The sequence below is a fragment of the Streptomyces puniciscabiei genome (assembly GCF_006715785.1).
Taxonomy (GTDB): domain Bacteria; phylum Actinomycetota; class Actinomycetes; order Streptomycetales; family Streptomycetaceae; genus Streptomyces; species Streptomyces puniciscabiei.
On sequence record NZ_VFNX01000001.1, the window covers coordinates 5,930,697 to 5,945,915 of the forward strand.

Here is a 15,219-nt window from a genome sequence, read left to right on the forward strand (position 1 = left end):
TCCGGCGCCCGCTCGCGTACGAAGGCCCCCGGGGGTTCAACGTCCCGGGGGCTTCTCGTCGCCCTCGCGCGAGAAGGTCTGCATCAGCCAGGACGAGAACGAGCCCGTCACCGCGCCCAGCAGGGCGAGGCCGCCGATCATCATGCCGGTCGCGATCACCCGGCCCATCGCGGTGACCGGGGTGATGTCCCCGTAGCCGACCGTGGTGAGGGTCGACGCGGCCCACCACACGGCGTCCCCGAAGGTGTGCATGGTGGCGCCGGGCGCCCCGCGTTCCGCCTGGTAGACGGCGAGGGCACCGGAGAAGCCGAGCAGTACGGTGGACAGCCCGGCGTAGGAGATCACGCGCGCGTGCAGCGAGAGCCGGGGCTGCCCGGCCTTCCGCTGGACGGCGTCGTAGAGCGGGACGATCCGCAGGGGACGCAGCAGCGGCAGGAGGACCACCACTGTGTGCAGCAGATGTGTGGTGACGAACCGCAGACCCTGCCCGCTGAGCCGCCAGCGCACCGCGTAGTCCGCCGCGAACACCAGCCAGAGGCCCAGCATCACGGACAGACACACGACATGCCAGAAGGGGGGCATGCCCGTGGCCAGGACATGCGTGGCATACGCCGTCAGGAAGACCAGCGACGCCACGAAGAGCGGGATCTCGGTGCGCTGCGTCCAGCGCACCGAACGGCTGTCGTCGTCCACCGGCCAAGCTTGGCCGGTGACCTTCCTCCCACCGCCCCGGCGACACGCCGCGAACGGGCGAAGCCATATGCTGCCTAGCATGACGAGTGAGCCGGAGCAGCAGATCGGAGTGGGGACGCAGGACGCGTTCCAGCGCCTGTGGACGCCCCACCGGATGGCCTACATCCAGGGCGAGAACAAGCCGACCGGTCCGGGGGCCGACGACGGCTGTCCCTTCTGCGTGATCCCGGCCAAGTCCGACGAGGACGGACTGATCGTCCGGCGTGGTGAGCACGTGTACGCCGTCCTCAACCTCTACCCGTACAACGGCGGTCATCTGATGACGGTCCCCTACCGCCATGTCGCCGACTACACGGACCTGACCGGTCCGGAGACCGCGGAGCTCGCCGAGCTGACCAAGCAGGCGATGACGGCCCTGCGCACCGCGTCCGGCGCGCACGGCTTCAACATCGGCATGAACCAGGGCACCGTCGCGGGTGCCGGCATCGCCGCCCACCTGCACCAGCACATCGTCCCGCGCTGGGGCGGCGACACGAACTTCATGCCGGTGGTCGGCCACACGAAGGTGCTGCCGCAGCTGCTGGCGGACACGCGGAAGATGCTGGCGGAGGCCTGGCCCAGGGCGTGATCCCTTGTTGCCGGCCGGCATCGAGCAGCCCGTCCGGCGGTCCAGGACGAGGCCGTCCACGGCCGAAGCAGGGGTCTGGGGGGCGGCAGCCCCCAGGGACGGCACCCACCAGGCACCCGCAGCGGCCGGACCGCCGGAGGCCTACGCGTCGTAGAGGTCCGCCTTCTTCGGCAGCGGATCCTGCACCTGCGTGCTGAGGAACGCCGACCGCGTGCCGAACTTCTCCGTGTCCACGCCGTTCTCCTCCAGCACCCTGATCGCCGCCGAGTGCACCACCCGCAGCACCGGCGTGGCCGCGCGCAGCGCGTCGTCGGCCATGAAGCGGTGCCGCCAGGGCTGGTCCGCCCAGGCGTGCCGCAGACCGAACGGCTCCGGCAGGACCAGCGAGCCGCCGAGCCAGTTGAGCAGCGGCGGGTACCAGCTCAGCGGGGCCCGTGTCGCGAGCCGGACCACCTCGTCCGTGGTGACCAGCGGCAGCATGATCTTCCTGGTCTCCCACGGCTTGAGCGACTTGGCGACCTCCTTGCTCGGCGGCTCGGGCTTGGACGTGAACAGCGGGTTCACCGGTCCCAGCGCGTGCCCGGTGACCTCGATGCGCAGCGTCTCGTGCAGCACCGTCACCGTGATCAGCATGGTGAGGACCAGCTGGCCGTCCCACAGCGTCCACTGCACGCCCAGGTAGTGCCGGTCGCCGCTGCCGAACTGCTGCTTGTTGCAGATCTCCTGTATCGCGTGCGGTTTGACCTGGAAGGCCTCGACGTCGGTGCCCCCGGGCCGGGCCACCTCCGTGGCCTTCTCGCCGATCGGCGTGACGATCCAGTGCTTGATGGACGGCTTGGGGAAACCGCCGGTGTTCAGCGGGCCGCGCTCCAGCAGGGCGAGCTGGTCGTGGATCGCGCGTACGACGTCCCAGCTGCGGAAGGGGTGGATCTCCCGGGTCGGGTCGGCGGGCACCAGATCCTCGGCGAGCTGCCAGGAACCCCAGCGGGTGCCCATGCCGAGTATGCCCTTGGGGCCGGCGTAGAAGACCGAGTTGGACTGCTGCTCGGCGCTCAGCCGGGCCAGCGACTGGCGCAGCTCCTCGGCCGCGGTCTGGCCGGGACCCCGCGGCACGGCCTCGGGCACCTTGGCGCCGACGCTGGTGCCCGACAGCAGGCCGCCCCAGCGGGCCCGCAGGTCCTTGGCCGTGCGCTCGCAGATCTGCTTGGCCCAGAACCAGCCGAGCACGGGGAGCACGACGCACCCCCGTGAGTACCACGCCCAGAATCCGCTGAACGGCATCTTGATCAGGAACAGAGCGGCGAGCAGACCGACACCCAGCAGCAGGGCGGTGCCGAGTGCACCCGCGCGCCTGTCCTCGCTCCTGGCGACGAACGTGCGCAGCTGGAAGACGAGCAGCCAGGCGATCAGCCCGGGCAGGAAGAGCACCCCGCACAGGACCGTCACCGCGGTCAGGCGGTTGTCGCGTTCCCGGCGGATGTTGTTGGCCGCGAGGCAGTGCTCGACGACGAACTGCGGCTCGGAGCCGAAGGACTGGATGAGCGGCTTGCGGTCGGGAGCGAGCATCCGGGCGACCACGGCCCGCGAGAACGCCTCACCGAGATTGGGCCGCAGCAGTGCGATCCTGCCGGGCTTGAGGGTCGACTGGTGCCACTCGTTGTCGGCCTTCTTGATCTCCTCCAGCGGGCTGTCCCGGTACGCCGCGGAGGCCAGCGCGGCGGTCGCCGCCTGACTCGCGTCGCCCGAGACGGGTACCTGTGGCCCGTCCCACTCCGTTCCCAACGACATTCCCGCCCCCATCGCCGCCGGTGTCGCTCCTGCGGCCTTCCCGACTTCCTCGCTCCGCACACCTGTTGAACAGGCCGACGCGCCGATTACCCGTCACAACCGGACGACTGCGGCACGACGCGATCAGGTGATCAGCGTATCCGCCGCCACCGACAACCGGCGGGCGGACGGCCGAAGCCGCCCGCCCGCGCACCCGGCTCGCGGGTGCCGAACTATCCGTTCTCACCCGCCTGTTCGCGGATCCGCTCGGCGATCTGCGGCGGCATCGGCTCGTGCCGGGCGTAGGAGCGGTCGAACCGTGCCGTGCCGTGCGACAGCGAGCGCAGGTCGACGGCGTACCTGCCGATCTCGAACTCGGGCACCTCCGCCTTGATCACGGTCCGCCCGGAACCCACCTGTTCGGTGCCGAGCACCCGGCCGCGCCGGCTGGACAGGTCGCTCATGACGGCGCCCACATAGTCGTCGCCGACCAGCACGGACACCTCGGCCACCGGCTCCAGCAGATGGATCCGAGCGCCCGCCGCCGCCTCGCGCAGCGCGAGCGCGCCCGCGGTCTGGAAGGCGGCGTCGGAGGAGTCCACCGAGTGCGCCTTGCCGTCCAGCAGCGTGACCCGCACGTCCACCAGCGGGTATCCCGCGGCGACGCCCTTGGCGGCCTGTGCCCGTACGCCCTTCTCCACGGACGGGATGAACTGCCGCGGTACGGCGCCGCCGACCACCTTGTCCACGAACTCGATGCCCGAGCCGCCGGGCAGCGGCTCCACCTCGATCTCGCAGATGGCGTACTGCCCGTGCCCGCCGGACTGCTTCACATGCCGCCCGCGCCCGGTGGCCCTGTTCGCGAACGTCTCCCGCAGGGAGACCTTGTGCGGGACGACGTCGACCTGCACGCCGTAGCGGCTGCGCAGCCGCTCCAGGGCGACGTCCGCGTGCGCCTCGCCCAGGCACCACAGGACCACCTGGTGGGTGTCCTGGTTCTGCTCCAGACGCATGGTCGGATCCTCGGCCACCAGCCGGGCGAGGCCCTGCGAGAGCTTGTCCTCGTCGGCCTTGCTGTGCGCCTGGATGGCGAGCGGCAGCAGCGGGTCCGGCATCCGCCAGGGCTCCATCAGCAGCGGGTCGTCCTTCGCGGAGAGCGTGTCCCCGGTCTCGGCCCGGCCGAGCTTGGCCACGCACACCAGGTCGCCGGCGACGGCGTGCGTCACCGGGCGCTGCTGCTTGCCGAACGGCATGGACAGGGCGCCGACCTTCTCGTCGACGTCGTGGTCCTCGTGGCCGCGGTCGGCGAGCCCGTGCCCGGAGACGTGCACCGTCTGGTCGGGGCGCAGGGTGCCGGAGAAGACGCGCACCAGGGAGACGCGGCCGACGTAGGGGTCGGAGGAGGTCTTGACGACCTCGGCGACCAGCGGGCCGCCGGTGTCGCACGGCTTCAGCTCGCGCGGCTTGCCGTCGATGGTGGTGACCTCGGGCAGCGGGTGCTCGAACGGGGTCGGGAACCCGCCCGTGACCAGCTCCAGCAACTCGACCGTGCCGAGCCCCTGTTTGGCGCCCTCGGCGGCTGGGGCGGCCGCCAGGACGGGGAAGAACGAGCCGCGGGCGACGGCCCGCTCCAGGTCCTGGATCAGCGTCTTGACGTCGACCTGCTCACCGCCGAGATAGCGGTCCATGAGGGTCTCGTCCTCGCTCTCGGCGATGATCCCCTCGATGAGCCGGTTACGGGCCTCCTCGATGTCCGGCAGCTGGTCCTCGCCGGGCTCGGACTCCTTGCGCTCCCCGGTCGAGTAGTCGAACAGCTTCTGCGAGAGCAGCCCGATCAGCCCGGTCACGGGCGCGTGCCCGTCGGGACCCTCGGGACCGCGCAGCGGCAGATACAGCGGCAGCACCGCGTCGGGGTCGTCGCCGCCGAAGGCCTCCGCGCAGATCCGGGTCATCTCCTCGAAGTCCGCGCGCGCGGCCTCCAGGTGCGTGATCACGATCGCGCGGGGCATGCCGACGGCCGCGCACTCCTCCCACACCATCCGGGTGGAGCCGTCCACGCCGTCCGAGGCCGAGACGACGAAGAGGGCCGCGTCCGCGGCGCGCAGACCGGCCCTGAGCTCCCCGACGAAGTCGGCGTATCCGGGGGTGTCGAGCAGGTTGATCTTGATGCCGTCCCATTCGACCGGCACCAGGGACAGCTGTACGGAGCGCTGCTGCCGGTGCTCGATCTCGTCGTAGTCCGAGACGGTGCCGCCGTCCTCCTTCCGGCCCGCCCGGTTCACCGCCCCCGCGGCCAGCGCGAGGGCCTCCACCAGAGTCGTCTTGCCCGAACCGGAGTGGCCGACCAGCACCACGTTCCGTACGGATGCGGGCTGGTCGGCCTCCAGAGCCCTGCCGGCGGCCCCGGGGTGGTGCGTCTGAGTCTTGTCGCCCATGATCCTGCCTCCCGTGCACGGTGAGGTCACTGTGGGCGCGGACACGCGGGACCCGCGTGCACTGGCGGCTCCGGCGACGCCCGCGGTTATTCGAGCTTTCCACTCCCGTCACGCTGCGTCCATACGAACGACAGCCGCGGCCGCCGATCGCGCCGCCGCGCGCCCCGTGCACGGCGGCGCGCGCCGGTTCACGCCATGGGCCGCGGGTGCCCGCCCGCCACGCGCACACGCGCGTGGCTACGATGGGCCAGCCGGAGGCCACCAGGGGCCGCGGCGACACCGACCGTCGGGAAGGCCATGCTGAACAAGTACGCGCGTGCATTCTTCACGCGTGTCCTCACACCGTTCGCCGCGTTTCTCATCCGCCGGGGCGTGAGCCCCGACACGGTCACGCTCATCGGCACGGCCGGTGTGGTCGCGGGCGCGCTGGTCTTCTACCCCCGGGGCGAGTTCTTCTGGGGCACGGTCGTGATCACCCTGTTCGTCTTCTCCGACCTGGTCGACGGCAACATGGCCCGCCAGCTGGGCCGCTCCAGCCGCTGGGGCGCCTTCCTGGACTCCACCCTCGACCGGGTCGCCGACGGCGCCATCTTCGGCGGCTTCGCGCTCTGGTACGCCGGCAACGGAAACAACAACGCGCTGTGCGCCGTCTCGATCTTCTGCCTGGCCAGCGGCCAGGTGGTGTCGTACACCAAGGCGCGCGGCGAGTCGATCGGGCTGCCGGTCGCCGTCAACGGCCTGGTCGAACGCGCCGAACGGCTGGTGATCTCGCTGGTCGCGGCCGGTTTCGCGGGCCTGCACAAGTTCGGTGTGCCCGGCATCCAGTGGCTGCTGCCGATCGCCCTGTGGATCGTGGCCGTCGGCAGCCTCGTCACGCTGGTCCAGCGCGTCGTCACCGTCCGCCGCGAGTCCGCCGAGGCCGAGGCCGAAGCGGCCCGGCAGAGCCCCAGTGAGGCCGCGAAATGAGCGCCGGCGAACGGCTCACCGACGCGCTGTACGGGCTCGGCTGGAGCACCGTCAAGAAGCTCCCGGAACCCGTCGCGGTCCGTCTCGGCCAGTCCATCGCCGACCTCGCCTGGAAGCAGCGGGGCAAGGGCGTACAGCGCCTGGAATCCAACTACGCGCGCGTGCTGCCCGACGCCGGCCCGGAGCGGCTGCGCGAGCTGTCCCGCGCGGGCATGCGGTCGTACCTGCGCTACTGGATGGAGTCCTTCCGGCTGCCCGCCTGGAGCCGCGAGCGCGTGAAGTCGGGCTTCGACCCCAAGGACATACATTTCCTGACCGACGGGCTGGCCGCCGGCGGGGGTGTGATCCTCGCGCTGCCGCACATGGCCAACTACGACCTGGCCGGCGCCTGGGTCACCACCAAGCTCCAGACGCCGTTCACGACGGTCGCCGAGCGCCTGAAGCCCGAGACGCTGTACGACCGTTTCGTCGCCTACCGCGAGGGCCTCGGCATGGAGGTCCTGCCGCACAGCGGCGGCTCCGCCTTCGGCACCCTGGCCCGCAGGCTGCGCGACGGCGGCCTGGTCTGCCTGGTCGCCGACCGGGACCTGTCCGCCTCCGGCGTCGAGGTCGACTTCTTCGGCGAGAAGACCCGGATGCCCGCGGGCCCGGCCCTGCTCGCCCAGCAGACCGGCGCGCTGCTGCTCCCGGTCACGCTCTGGTACGACGACTCGCCCGTCATGCAGGGCCGTGTGCATCCCCCGGTCGAGGTACCCGAGTCAGGTACCCGGGCGGAGAAGACGTCTGTCATGACACAGGCGCTGGCCGACGCCTTCGCCACCGGGATCGCCGACCATCCGGAGGACTGGCACATGCTGCAGCGGCTGTGGCTCGCCGACCTCGACCCCGCGAAGGGACCCTCGTGAGAATCGGGATCGTCTGCCCGTACTCCTGGGACGTGCCCGGCGGCGTCCAGTTCCACATCCGCGACCTCGCCGAGTACTTCCTCCGGCTCGGCCACGACGTCTCCGTGCTCGCCCCGGCCGACGACGACACCCCGCTGCCGCCGTACGTCGTCTCGGCCGGCCGCGCCGTCCCGGTGCCCTACAACGGCTCGGTGGCCCGCCTGAACTTCGGCTTCCTGTCGGCCGCGCGGGTGCGGCGCTGGCTGCACGAGGGCGCCTTCGACGTGGTCCACATCCACGAGCCGACCTCGCCCTCGCTGGGCCTGCTGACCTGCTGGGCGGCCTCCGGCCCGATCGTGGCCACCTTCCACACCTCCAACCCCCGCTCGCGCGCGATGATCGCCGCGTACGCCATCCTGCAGGCGGCCCTGGAGAAGATCAGCGCCCGGATCGCGGTCAGCGAGTACGCCCGCCGGACGCTGGTCGAACACCTCGGCGGGGACGCGGTGGTCATCCCCAACGGCGTCGACGTGGACTTCTTCGCCAAGGCCGAGCCGAAGCCCCAGTGGCAGGGCGACACCATCGGGTTCATCGGCCGCATCGACGAGCCCCGCAAGGGCCTGCCGGTCCTGATGGAGGCCCTGCCGAAGATCCTGGACGCCCGCCCGCAGACCCGTCTTCTGGTCGCCGGCCGGGGCGACGAGGAGGCGGCCGTCGAGGACCTGCCGAAGGAGCTGCGCTCACGCGTCGAGTTCCTCGGCATGATCAGCGACGAGGACAAGGCACGCCTGCTGCGCAGCGTCGACCTGTACGTCGCGCCCAACACCGGCGGCGAGAGCTTCGGCATCATCCTGGTCGAGGCGATGTCCGCGGGCGCGCCCGTGCTCGCCTCCGACCTCGACGCCTTCGTGCAGGTCCTCGACCAGGGCGAGGCGGGCGAGGTCTTCGCCAACGAGAACGCCGATGCCCTCGCCACGGCCGCCGTACGGCTTCTGGCGGACCCGGCCCGCCGCACCGAACTGCGCGAACGCGGCAGCGCCCATGTCCGGCGGTTCGACTGGTCGACGGTCGGCGCCGACATCCTGTCCGTCTACGAGACCGTGACGACCGGCGCGGCGGCGGTCGCGGCGGACGAACGAACGACGGGCCTGCGTGCCCGCTTCGGCCTCGCCCGGGACTGACCCCGCGGCGCGTGCCGGGTCGGCCCGGGCCTGAGGCTGCGGCGCGGGTCGGGTCGGCTCGGGCCTGAGGCTGTGGCGCGGGTCGGTGCGGCGCGTGGCTGGGGCTGTGGGCGTGGGGTTGGCGGTCCGTGGCTTGGGTTGTGGGCGCAGGGTCGGGCCGGTTCGGGACCGGGGCCGCGGACGGTCCGCAGCTTGGGCTGTGGGCGTGGGGTCGGGCGGCTCCGTGGCTTGGGCTGGGGCGCGGTCAGGCGGGTACGGAACCGAGGCCGCGGGCGTGGTTGGGGGCTTGGGCCGCGGGCGTGGGCTGCGTAGGGCCGGGACTGAGGCTGTGGCGCGGTTCGAGCTGGCTCGGGACTGAGGCGCCGTGCGGTCCGGCCGGCGCGGGACTGAGGCTGTGGCGCGGGTCGGTGCGGCGCGTGGCTGGGGCTGTGGGCGTGGGGTCGGGCCGGTTCGGGACCGAGGCCGGGGGCGTGGTTCGGGCGGGTCCGGGGCTTGGGCTGTGGGCGTGGGGTGGCCTCGTTCGGGACCGAGGATGTGGGCGCGGTTGGAGGCCTGGGCTGTGGGCGTGGGTCGGGCAGGGCCGGGACTGAGGCTGCGGCGCGGTTCAGGCGGGCCCGGGACTGAGGCTGCGGCGCGGGTCGGTCCGGCGCGTGGCTGGGGCTGTGGGCGCGGGGTTGGCGGTCCGTGGCTTGGGTTGTGGGCACGGTACGGACGGGTGCGGGACTCGGGCCGTCGGCGCGGGTCCGGTCGGTCCGGGGCGGCGGTTGTGTGCGACCGGGGCCCCGCGCGCTCCATGTCGGCCGACCGCCGCCTGTGCCTTTGCCTGCGAGAACCAGGGCGGCGCAGATGCTCCGCACGGGTCCGAGTGCCGGTCCCTCCACGGGCCCGCGTCCCCCCGAACGCGGGGCAGCCTCGACCACGGGCGGCCCGGCGCGGCCCCGGTCTCGGCTCGTGGCCCTTCGGCGCACCGCAGGTGCAGACCCGCGATCGGCCCGAACCACCCGCAGCGTGGCGTCCGAGGCCAGGCCGCGTCGACCCGGCCGACGGCGGCCGTAGCCGGTGTGGGATCGCCAGGAGGGGCGGGTTCCGGCAGCCGATAGCCTTCCGGCGTGACCGCAACCCTCATCTGGATCCTTGTCGCGCTCGTCGCGATCGGCGTGTACCTGAGCTGGACGGCCGGGCGGCTGGACCGGCTGCACGTGCGGATGGACGCCGCGCGCGCCGCGCTCGACGCGCAGCTGCTGCGCCGGGCCTCCGTCGCGCAGGAACTGGCCACCTCGGGCGTGCTGGACCCGGCCGCCTCGATCGTGCTGTACGAGGCCGCGCACGCCGCCCGGCAGGCGGAGGAGGAGCAGCGGGAGGTCGCCGAGAGCGAGCTGAGCCAGGCGCTGCGCGCGGTCTTCGAGGACCCGGGCCAGGTGGAGGCCGTACGCGAGGCCCCTGGGGGCGACGAAGCGGCCCGTGAGCTGGCCGAGGCCGTCCGCAGGGTCCCGATGGCCCGCCGCTTCCACAACGACGCCGTGGGAGCCGCCCGCAGGCTCCGCGAACACCGCAAGGTCCGCTGGTTCCGGCTGGCCGGCCACGCCCCGTTCCCGCTGGCCTTCGAGATGGACGACGAGCCGCCGGCCGCCCTGGTCGAGCGGGTCTCCTGAGGCCCGGGTCGGCGAAAAGGATCCACCGGCTTGCCATTGGCCCTTGCTGTGGCCTGCTCCACTGACGTTTCCTCGTCGGTGCAGCAAACCCTCTTTCCCATCAGTGAGGTCACCCGTGTCCACCATCGAGAACCAGGCTCCCGAGATCGGCACCGCGCGCGTGAAGCGTGGCATGGCCGAGCAGCTCAAGGGCGGCGTGATCATGGACGTCGTCACGCCGGAGCAGGCGAAGATCGCCGAGGACGCGGGCGCCGTCGCCGTCATGGCCCTGGAGCGGGTCCCGGCCGACATCCGCAAGGACGGCGGTGTCGCCCGTATGTCCGACCCGGACATGATCGAGGGCATCATCAACGCCGTCTCGATCCCGGTCATGGCCAAGTCCCGCATCGGCCACTTCGTCGAGGCCCAGGTGCTGCAGTCCCTCGGCGTCGACTACATCGACGAGTCCGAGGTCCTCACCCCGGCCGACGAGGTCAACCACTCCGACAAGTGGGCCTTCACCACCCCGTTCGTGTGTGGTGCCACCAACCTGGGCGAGGCCCTGCGCCGCATCGCCGAGGGCGCCGCGATGATCCGCTCCAAGGGCGAGGCCGGCACGGGCAACGTGGTCGAGGCGGTCCGCCACCTGCGCCAGATCAAGAACGAGATCGCCAAGCTGCGCGGCTTCGACAACCACGAGCTGTACGCCGCCGCCAAGGAGCTGCGCGCCCCGTACGAGCTGGTCAAGGAGGTCGCCGAGCTGGGCAAGCTCCCGGTGGTCCTCTTCTCCGCCGGCGGCGTCGCCACCCCGGCCGACGCGGCCCTGATGCGCCAGCTCGGCGCCGAGGGCGTGTTCGTCGGCTCGGGCATCTTCAAGTCCGGCGACCCGGCCAAGCGCGCCGCCGCCATCGTGAAGGCCACCACCTTCTACGACGACCCGAAGATCATCGCGGACGCGTCGCGCAACCTCGGCGAGGCCATGGTCGGCATCAACTGCGACACCCTTCCCGAGACCGAGCGCTACGCGAACCGCGGCTGGTGATCCACCCCGGTAGACCCCAGAGGACTGCACGAACAGATGACTGACGCACCCGTCATAGGCGTCCTGGCCCTCCAGGGCGACGTACGGGAGCACCTCATCGCCCTGGCCGCGGCCGACGCCGTGGCCAGGCCGGTGCGGCGCCCCGAGGAACTCGCCGAGGTCGACGGTCTCGTCCTGCCCGGCGGCGAGTCCACCACCATCTCCAAGCTGGCCATCCTCTTCGGCGTGATGGAGCCCCTTCGCGCGCGCGTGGCCGACGGAATGCCCGTCTACGGCACCTGCGCGGGCATGATCATGCTCGCCGACAAGATCCTCGACCCGCGCTCGGGCCAGGAGACCATCGGCGGCATCGACATGATCGTGCGCCGCAACGCCTTCGGCCGGCAGAACGAGTCGTTCGAGGCCGCGGTCGACGTCAAGGGCGTCCCGGGCGATCCTGTGGAGGGCGTCTTCATCCGCGCCCCCTGGGTGGAGTCCGTCGGCGCCGGGGCCGAGGTGCTCGCCGAGCACGACGGTCACATCGTCGCCGTCCGTCAGGGCAACGCGCTCGCCACGTCGTTCCACCCGGAACTGACCGGCGACCACCGCGTGCACTCCCTGTTCGTCGACATGGTGCGCGCCAACCGAGCGTGAGAGTCCTTGTAGGATCTCTGACGTTCGTACAGAGATTGGTTACGCGAAGGAGACAGGCAGATGTCCGGCCACTCTAAATGGGCCACGACGAAGCACAAGAAGGCCGTGATCGATGCCAAGCGCGGCAAGCTCTTCGCGAAGCTGATCAAGAACATCGAGGTCGCGGCCCGCATGGGCGGTGCCGACCCGGACGGCAACCCGACGCTGTACGACGCCATCCAGAAGGCGAAGAAGCAGTCGGTCCCGAACAAGAACATCGACTCCGCGGTCAAGCGCGGCGCGGGCCTGGAGGCCGGCGGCGCCGACTACGAGACGATCATGTACGAGGGCTACGGCCCGAACGGCGTCGCGGTGCTCATCGAGTGCCTCACCGACAACCGCAACCGCGCCGCCTCCGACGTCCGCGTCGCCATGACCCGCAACGGCGGCTCGATGGCCGACCCGGGCTCGGTGTCGTACCTGTTCAACCGCAAGGGCGTCGTCATCGTCCCCAAGGGTGAGCTGACCGAGGACGACGTCCTCGGCGCCGTCCTGGACGCCGGTGCCGAGGAAGTCAACGACCTCGGCGAGAACTTCGAGGTCATCAGCGAGGCGACCGACCTGGTGGCGGTCCGCACCGCCCTCCAGGAGGCCGGCATCGACTACGAGTCCGCCGAGGCCAACTTCGTCCCGACCATGCAGGTCGAGCTGGACGAGGAGGGCGCCAAGAAGATCTTCAAGCTGATCGACGCGCTCGAGGACAGCGACGACGTGCAGAACGTGTTCGCCAACTTCGACGTGAGCGACGAGATCATGGAGAAGGTCGACGCGTAACGCTCCGCGGGTTCAGCGGAATCACGGCGGGCCGGTGGGACACGTACCACCGGCCCGCCGTCATTGTCAGTGGCACCCGATAGCCTGCACAAACAGCTGAGCGAGTCGGGAAGGGAAGGGTTCGGTGCGGGTACTGGGGGTGGATCCGGGGCTGACCCGGTGTGGTGTCGGCGTCGTCGAGGGGGTCGCGGGCCGCCCGCTCACCATGCTCGGCGTCGGTGTCGTGCGCACGCCCGTGGACGCCGACCTCAGCCACCGCCTCCTCGCCGTCGAGCAGGGCATCGAACAGTGGCTGGAGGAGCACCGGCCCGAGTTCGTCGCCGTCGAGCGCGTCTTCAGCCAGCACAACGTGCGCACGGTGATGGGCACCGCCCAGGCCAGCGCCGTGGCCATGCTGTGCGCCGCCCGTCGCGGCATCCCCGTCGCGCTGCACACGCCGAGCGAGGTCAAGGCCGCCGTCACCGGCTCCGGACGCGCCGACAAGGCGCAGGTCGGTGCCATGGTCACCCGGCTGCTCCGGCTCTCCGCGCCACCGAAGCCGGCCGACGCCGCCGACGCCCTCGCGCTCGCCATCTGCCACATCTGGCGCGCCCCCGCGCAGAACCGGCTCCAGCAGGCGGTGGCCCGCCAGACAGTCCACGCAACGAAAGGCCGTACGGCATGATCGCCTTCGTCAGCGGCACGGTCGCCGCGCTCGCCCCGGACGCCGCGGTCGTCGAGGTAGGCGGGGTGGGCATGGCCGTCCAGTGCACGCCGAACACGCTGTCCACGCTCCGCATCGGCAAGCCGGCCAAGCTGCACACCTCCCTCGTCGTCCGTGAGGACTCGCTGACCCTGTACGGCTTCGCCGACGACGACGAGCGCCAGGTCTTCGAGCTGCTGCAGACCGCGAGCGGTGTCGGCCCGCGCCTGGCCCAGGCCATGCTCGCCGTGCACACGCCGGACGCGCTGCGGCGCGCCGTCGCCACCGGTGACGAGAAGGCGCTCACCGCCGTCCCCGGCATCGGCAAGAAGGGCGCCCAGAAGCTGCTGCTGGAGCTGAAGGACCGGCTCGGCGAACCCCTCGGCGCGCCCGTGGTCGGCGCCCCGGTCAGCCAGGGCTGGCGGGACCAGCTGCACGCGGCCCTCATCGGCCTCGGCTACGCCACCCGCGAGGCCGACGAGGCCGTGGCCGCGGTGGCGCCCCAGGCCGAAGCCGCGGGCGGCACCCCGCAGGTCGGACAGCTGCTGAAGTCCGCTCTGCAGACCCTGAACCGCGCCCGCTGACCCCCTAGCCGAAGGCACACATCACATGAACTGGGACGACACGGCCGACACCCCCGCCCCCGAGCGGCTCGTCGGTGCGTCCGCCGACCGGGAGGACCAGGCGGTCGAGGCCGCCCTGCGCCCCAAGGACCTCGGCGAGTTCATCGGCCAGGAGAAGGTCCGCGAACAGCTCGACCTCGTCCTGCGGGCCGCACGCGCGCGGGGCGCCACCGCCGACCACGTACTCCTGTCCGGCGCGCCCGGTCTCGGCAAGACCACCCTGTCGATGATCATCGCGGCCGAGATGGGCGCCCCCATCCGGATCACCTCCGGCCCCGCCATCCAGCACGCCGGCGACCTCGCCGCGATCCTCTCCTCCCTCCAGGAGGGCGAGGTGCTCTTCCTCGACGAGATCCACCGCATGTCCCGGCCCGCCGAGGAGATGCTGTACATGGCGATGGAGGACTTCCGCGTCGACGTCATCGTCGGCAAGGGCCCCGGCGCCACCGCGATCCCGCTGGAGCTGCCGCCGTTCACCCTGGTCGGCGCCACCACGCGTGCGGGCCTGCTGCCGCCCCCGCTGCGCGACCGCTTCGGCTTCACCGCGCACATGGAGTTCTACGAGCCGCACGAGCTGGAGCGGGTCGTGCACCGCTCGGCGAGCCTGCTGGACGTGGAGATCGAGCCGGACGGCGCCGCCGAGATCGCCGGCCGCTCCCGGGGCACCCCCCGCATCGCCAACCGTCTGCTGCGCCGCGTCCGCGACTATGCGCAGGTCAAGGCGGACGGCGTGATCACCCGTGAGATCGCCGCGGCGGCCCTGGCCGTCTACGAGGTCGACGCGCGCGGCCTCGACCGACTCGACCGCGCCGTCCTCCAGGCCCTGCTGAAGCTCTTCGGCGGCGGCCCGGTCGGCCTGTCCACGCTGGCCGTCGCGGTGGGGGAGGAGCGGGAGACCGTCGAGGAGGTCGCCGAACCGTTCCTCGTCCGGGAGGGCCTGCTGGCCCGCACGCCGCGCGGCCGGGTCGCCACCCCGGCCGCCTGGGCGCACCTCGGCCTGACCCCACCGCCCTCGGCGAGCGGGGCGACGACCGGGGGGACGACCGGGGGAAACGGACAACAGGACCTGTTCGGGACCTGACGGCGCGACGTCGTCTCCGGACGGCGAGGGCATTGGCCTCGGCAGGAACTCAGGTGCAATGCTGAGCGTTGTTCCATGCACGCGGACTCGCTTAGACTCCGCCGATGCCGCCTTCGCGGGCGGCGCCGACCCACACCCCCATCAACAGGCCGCTCTCCGT

At 71.9% G+C, this 15,219-nt stretch carries 14 protein-coding genes; 11 read left to right on the plus strand and 3 right to left on the minus strand.

Features of this window, described 5'->3' with window-relative positions; translation table 11 throughout:
• Positions 1-36: 36 nt before the first annotated feature.
• Positions 37-693 carry a potassium channel family protein gene (locus tag FB563_RS27505; RefSeq protein ID WP_055708378.1) on the minus strand — a complete coding sequence of 219 codons (657 nt, stop codon included), beginning with the start codon at positions 691-693 and terminating at the stop codon, positions 37-39.
• Between the two features lie 67 nt (positions 694-760).
• Between FB563_RS27505 and FB563_RS27510 the strand changes: the two genes are divergently transcribed.
• Positions 761-1,321 carry an HIT family protein gene (locus FB563_RS27510; RefSeq protein WP_055708379.1) on the plus strand — a complete coding sequence of 187 codons (561 nt, stop codon included), beginning with the start codon at positions 761-763 and terminating at the stop codon, positions 1,319-1,321.
• Between the two features lie 141 nt (positions 1,322-1,462).
• On the opposite strand, the gene FB563_RS27515 is transcribed toward FB563_RS27510, so the two are convergent.
• Positions 1,463-3,109, minus strand: a complete 1,647-nt coding sequence (locus FB563_RS27515) for a hypothetical protein (RefSeq protein ID WP_055708380.1) — start codon at positions 3,107-3,109, stop codon at positions 1,463-1,465.
• A 212-nt stretch (positions 3,110-3,321) separates the two neighbouring features.
• Positions 3,322-5,523, minus strand: a complete 2,202-nt coding sequence (locus FB563_RS27520) for an elongation factor G-like protein EF-G2 (RefSeq protein ID WP_055708381.1) — start codon at positions 5,521-5,523, stop codon at positions 3,322-3,324.
• Positions 5,524-5,820: 297 nt separating this feature from the next.
• Here FB563_RS27520 and pgsA point away from each other — a divergent pair, with 297 nt between their 5' ends.
• The 10 genes from pgsA to ruvB all read left to right on the plus strand — a co-directional run bounded on the left by pgsA (position 5,821) and on the right by ruvB (position 15,059).
• Positions 5,821-6,489 (plus strand): phosphatidylinositol phosphate synthase, encoded by a 669-nt coding sequence (pgsA, locus tag FB563_RS27525; RefSeq protein WP_055708382.1) that lies wholly within the window; start codon positions 5,821-5,823, stop codon positions 6,487-6,489.
• Positions 6,486-7,394, plus strand: a complete 909-nt coding sequence (locus FB563_RS27530) for a phosphatidylinositol mannoside acyltransferase (RefSeq protein ID WP_055708383.1) — start codon at positions 6,486-6,488, stop codon at positions 7,392-7,394. The genes pgsA and FB563_RS27530 overlap by 4 nt, the downstream gene beginning before the upstream one ends.
• Positions 7,391-8,554 (plus strand): glycosyltransferase family 4 protein, encoded by a 1,164-nt coding sequence (locus tag FB563_RS27535; RefSeq protein ID WP_055708384.1) that lies wholly within the window; start codon positions 7,391-7,393, stop codon positions 8,552-8,554. The genes FB563_RS27530 and FB563_RS27535 overlap by 4 nt, the downstream gene beginning before the upstream one ends.
• Positions 8,555-9,663: 1,109 nt before the next feature.
• Positions 9,664-10,206, plus strand: coding sequence for a LemA family protein (locus FB563_RS27540; RefSeq protein ID WP_055710115.1), 543 nt, complete (start codon positions 9,664-9,666; stop codon positions 10,204-10,206).
• A gap of 115 nt (positions 10,207-10,321) precedes the next feature.
• Positions 10,322-11,227 (plus strand): pyridoxal 5'-phosphate synthase lyase subunit PdxS, encoded by a 906-nt coding sequence (gene pdxS / locus FB563_RS27545; RefSeq protein ID WP_055710114.1) that lies wholly within the window; start codon positions 10,322-10,324, stop codon positions 11,225-11,227.
• Between the two features lie 36 nt (positions 11,228-11,263).
• Entirely contained in the window at positions 11,264-11,860 is a 597-nt protein-coding gene (gene pdxT / locus FB563_RS27550; RefSeq protein WP_055710113.1) for a pyridoxal 5'-phosphate synthase glutaminase subunit PdxT, read from the plus strand.
• 60 nt (positions 11,861-11,920) lie between these two features.
• Entirely contained in the window at positions 11,921-12,673 is a 753-nt protein-coding gene (locus FB563_RS27555) for a YebC/PmpR family DNA-binding transcriptional regulator (RefSeq protein ID WP_055710112.1), read from the plus strand.
• 124 nt (positions 12,674-12,797) lie between these two features.
• Positions 12,798-13,337: a crossover junction endodeoxyribonuclease RuvC gene (ruvC, locus tag FB563_RS27560; protein ID WP_055710111.1), complete on the plus strand. Its 540-nt coding sequence runs from the start codon at positions 12,798-12,800 to the stop codon at positions 13,335-13,337.
• Complete coding sequence (gene ruvA / locus FB563_RS27565; RefSeq protein WP_055710110.1) at positions 13,334-13,939, plus strand: Holliday junction branch migration protein RuvA; 606 nt, start codon at positions 13,334-13,336, stop codon at positions 13,937-13,939. The genes ruvC and ruvA overlap by 4 nt, the downstream gene beginning before the upstream one ends.
• 25 nt (positions 13,940-13,964) lie before the next feature.
• Positions 13,965-15,059 carry a Holliday junction branch migration DNA helicase RuvB gene (ruvB, locus tag FB563_RS27570; RefSeq protein ID WP_055710109.1) on the plus strand — a complete coding sequence of 365 codons (1,095 nt, stop codon included), beginning with the start codon at positions 13,965-13,967 and terminating at the stop codon, positions 15,057-15,059.
• Positions 15,060-15,219: the final 160 nt, after the last annotated feature.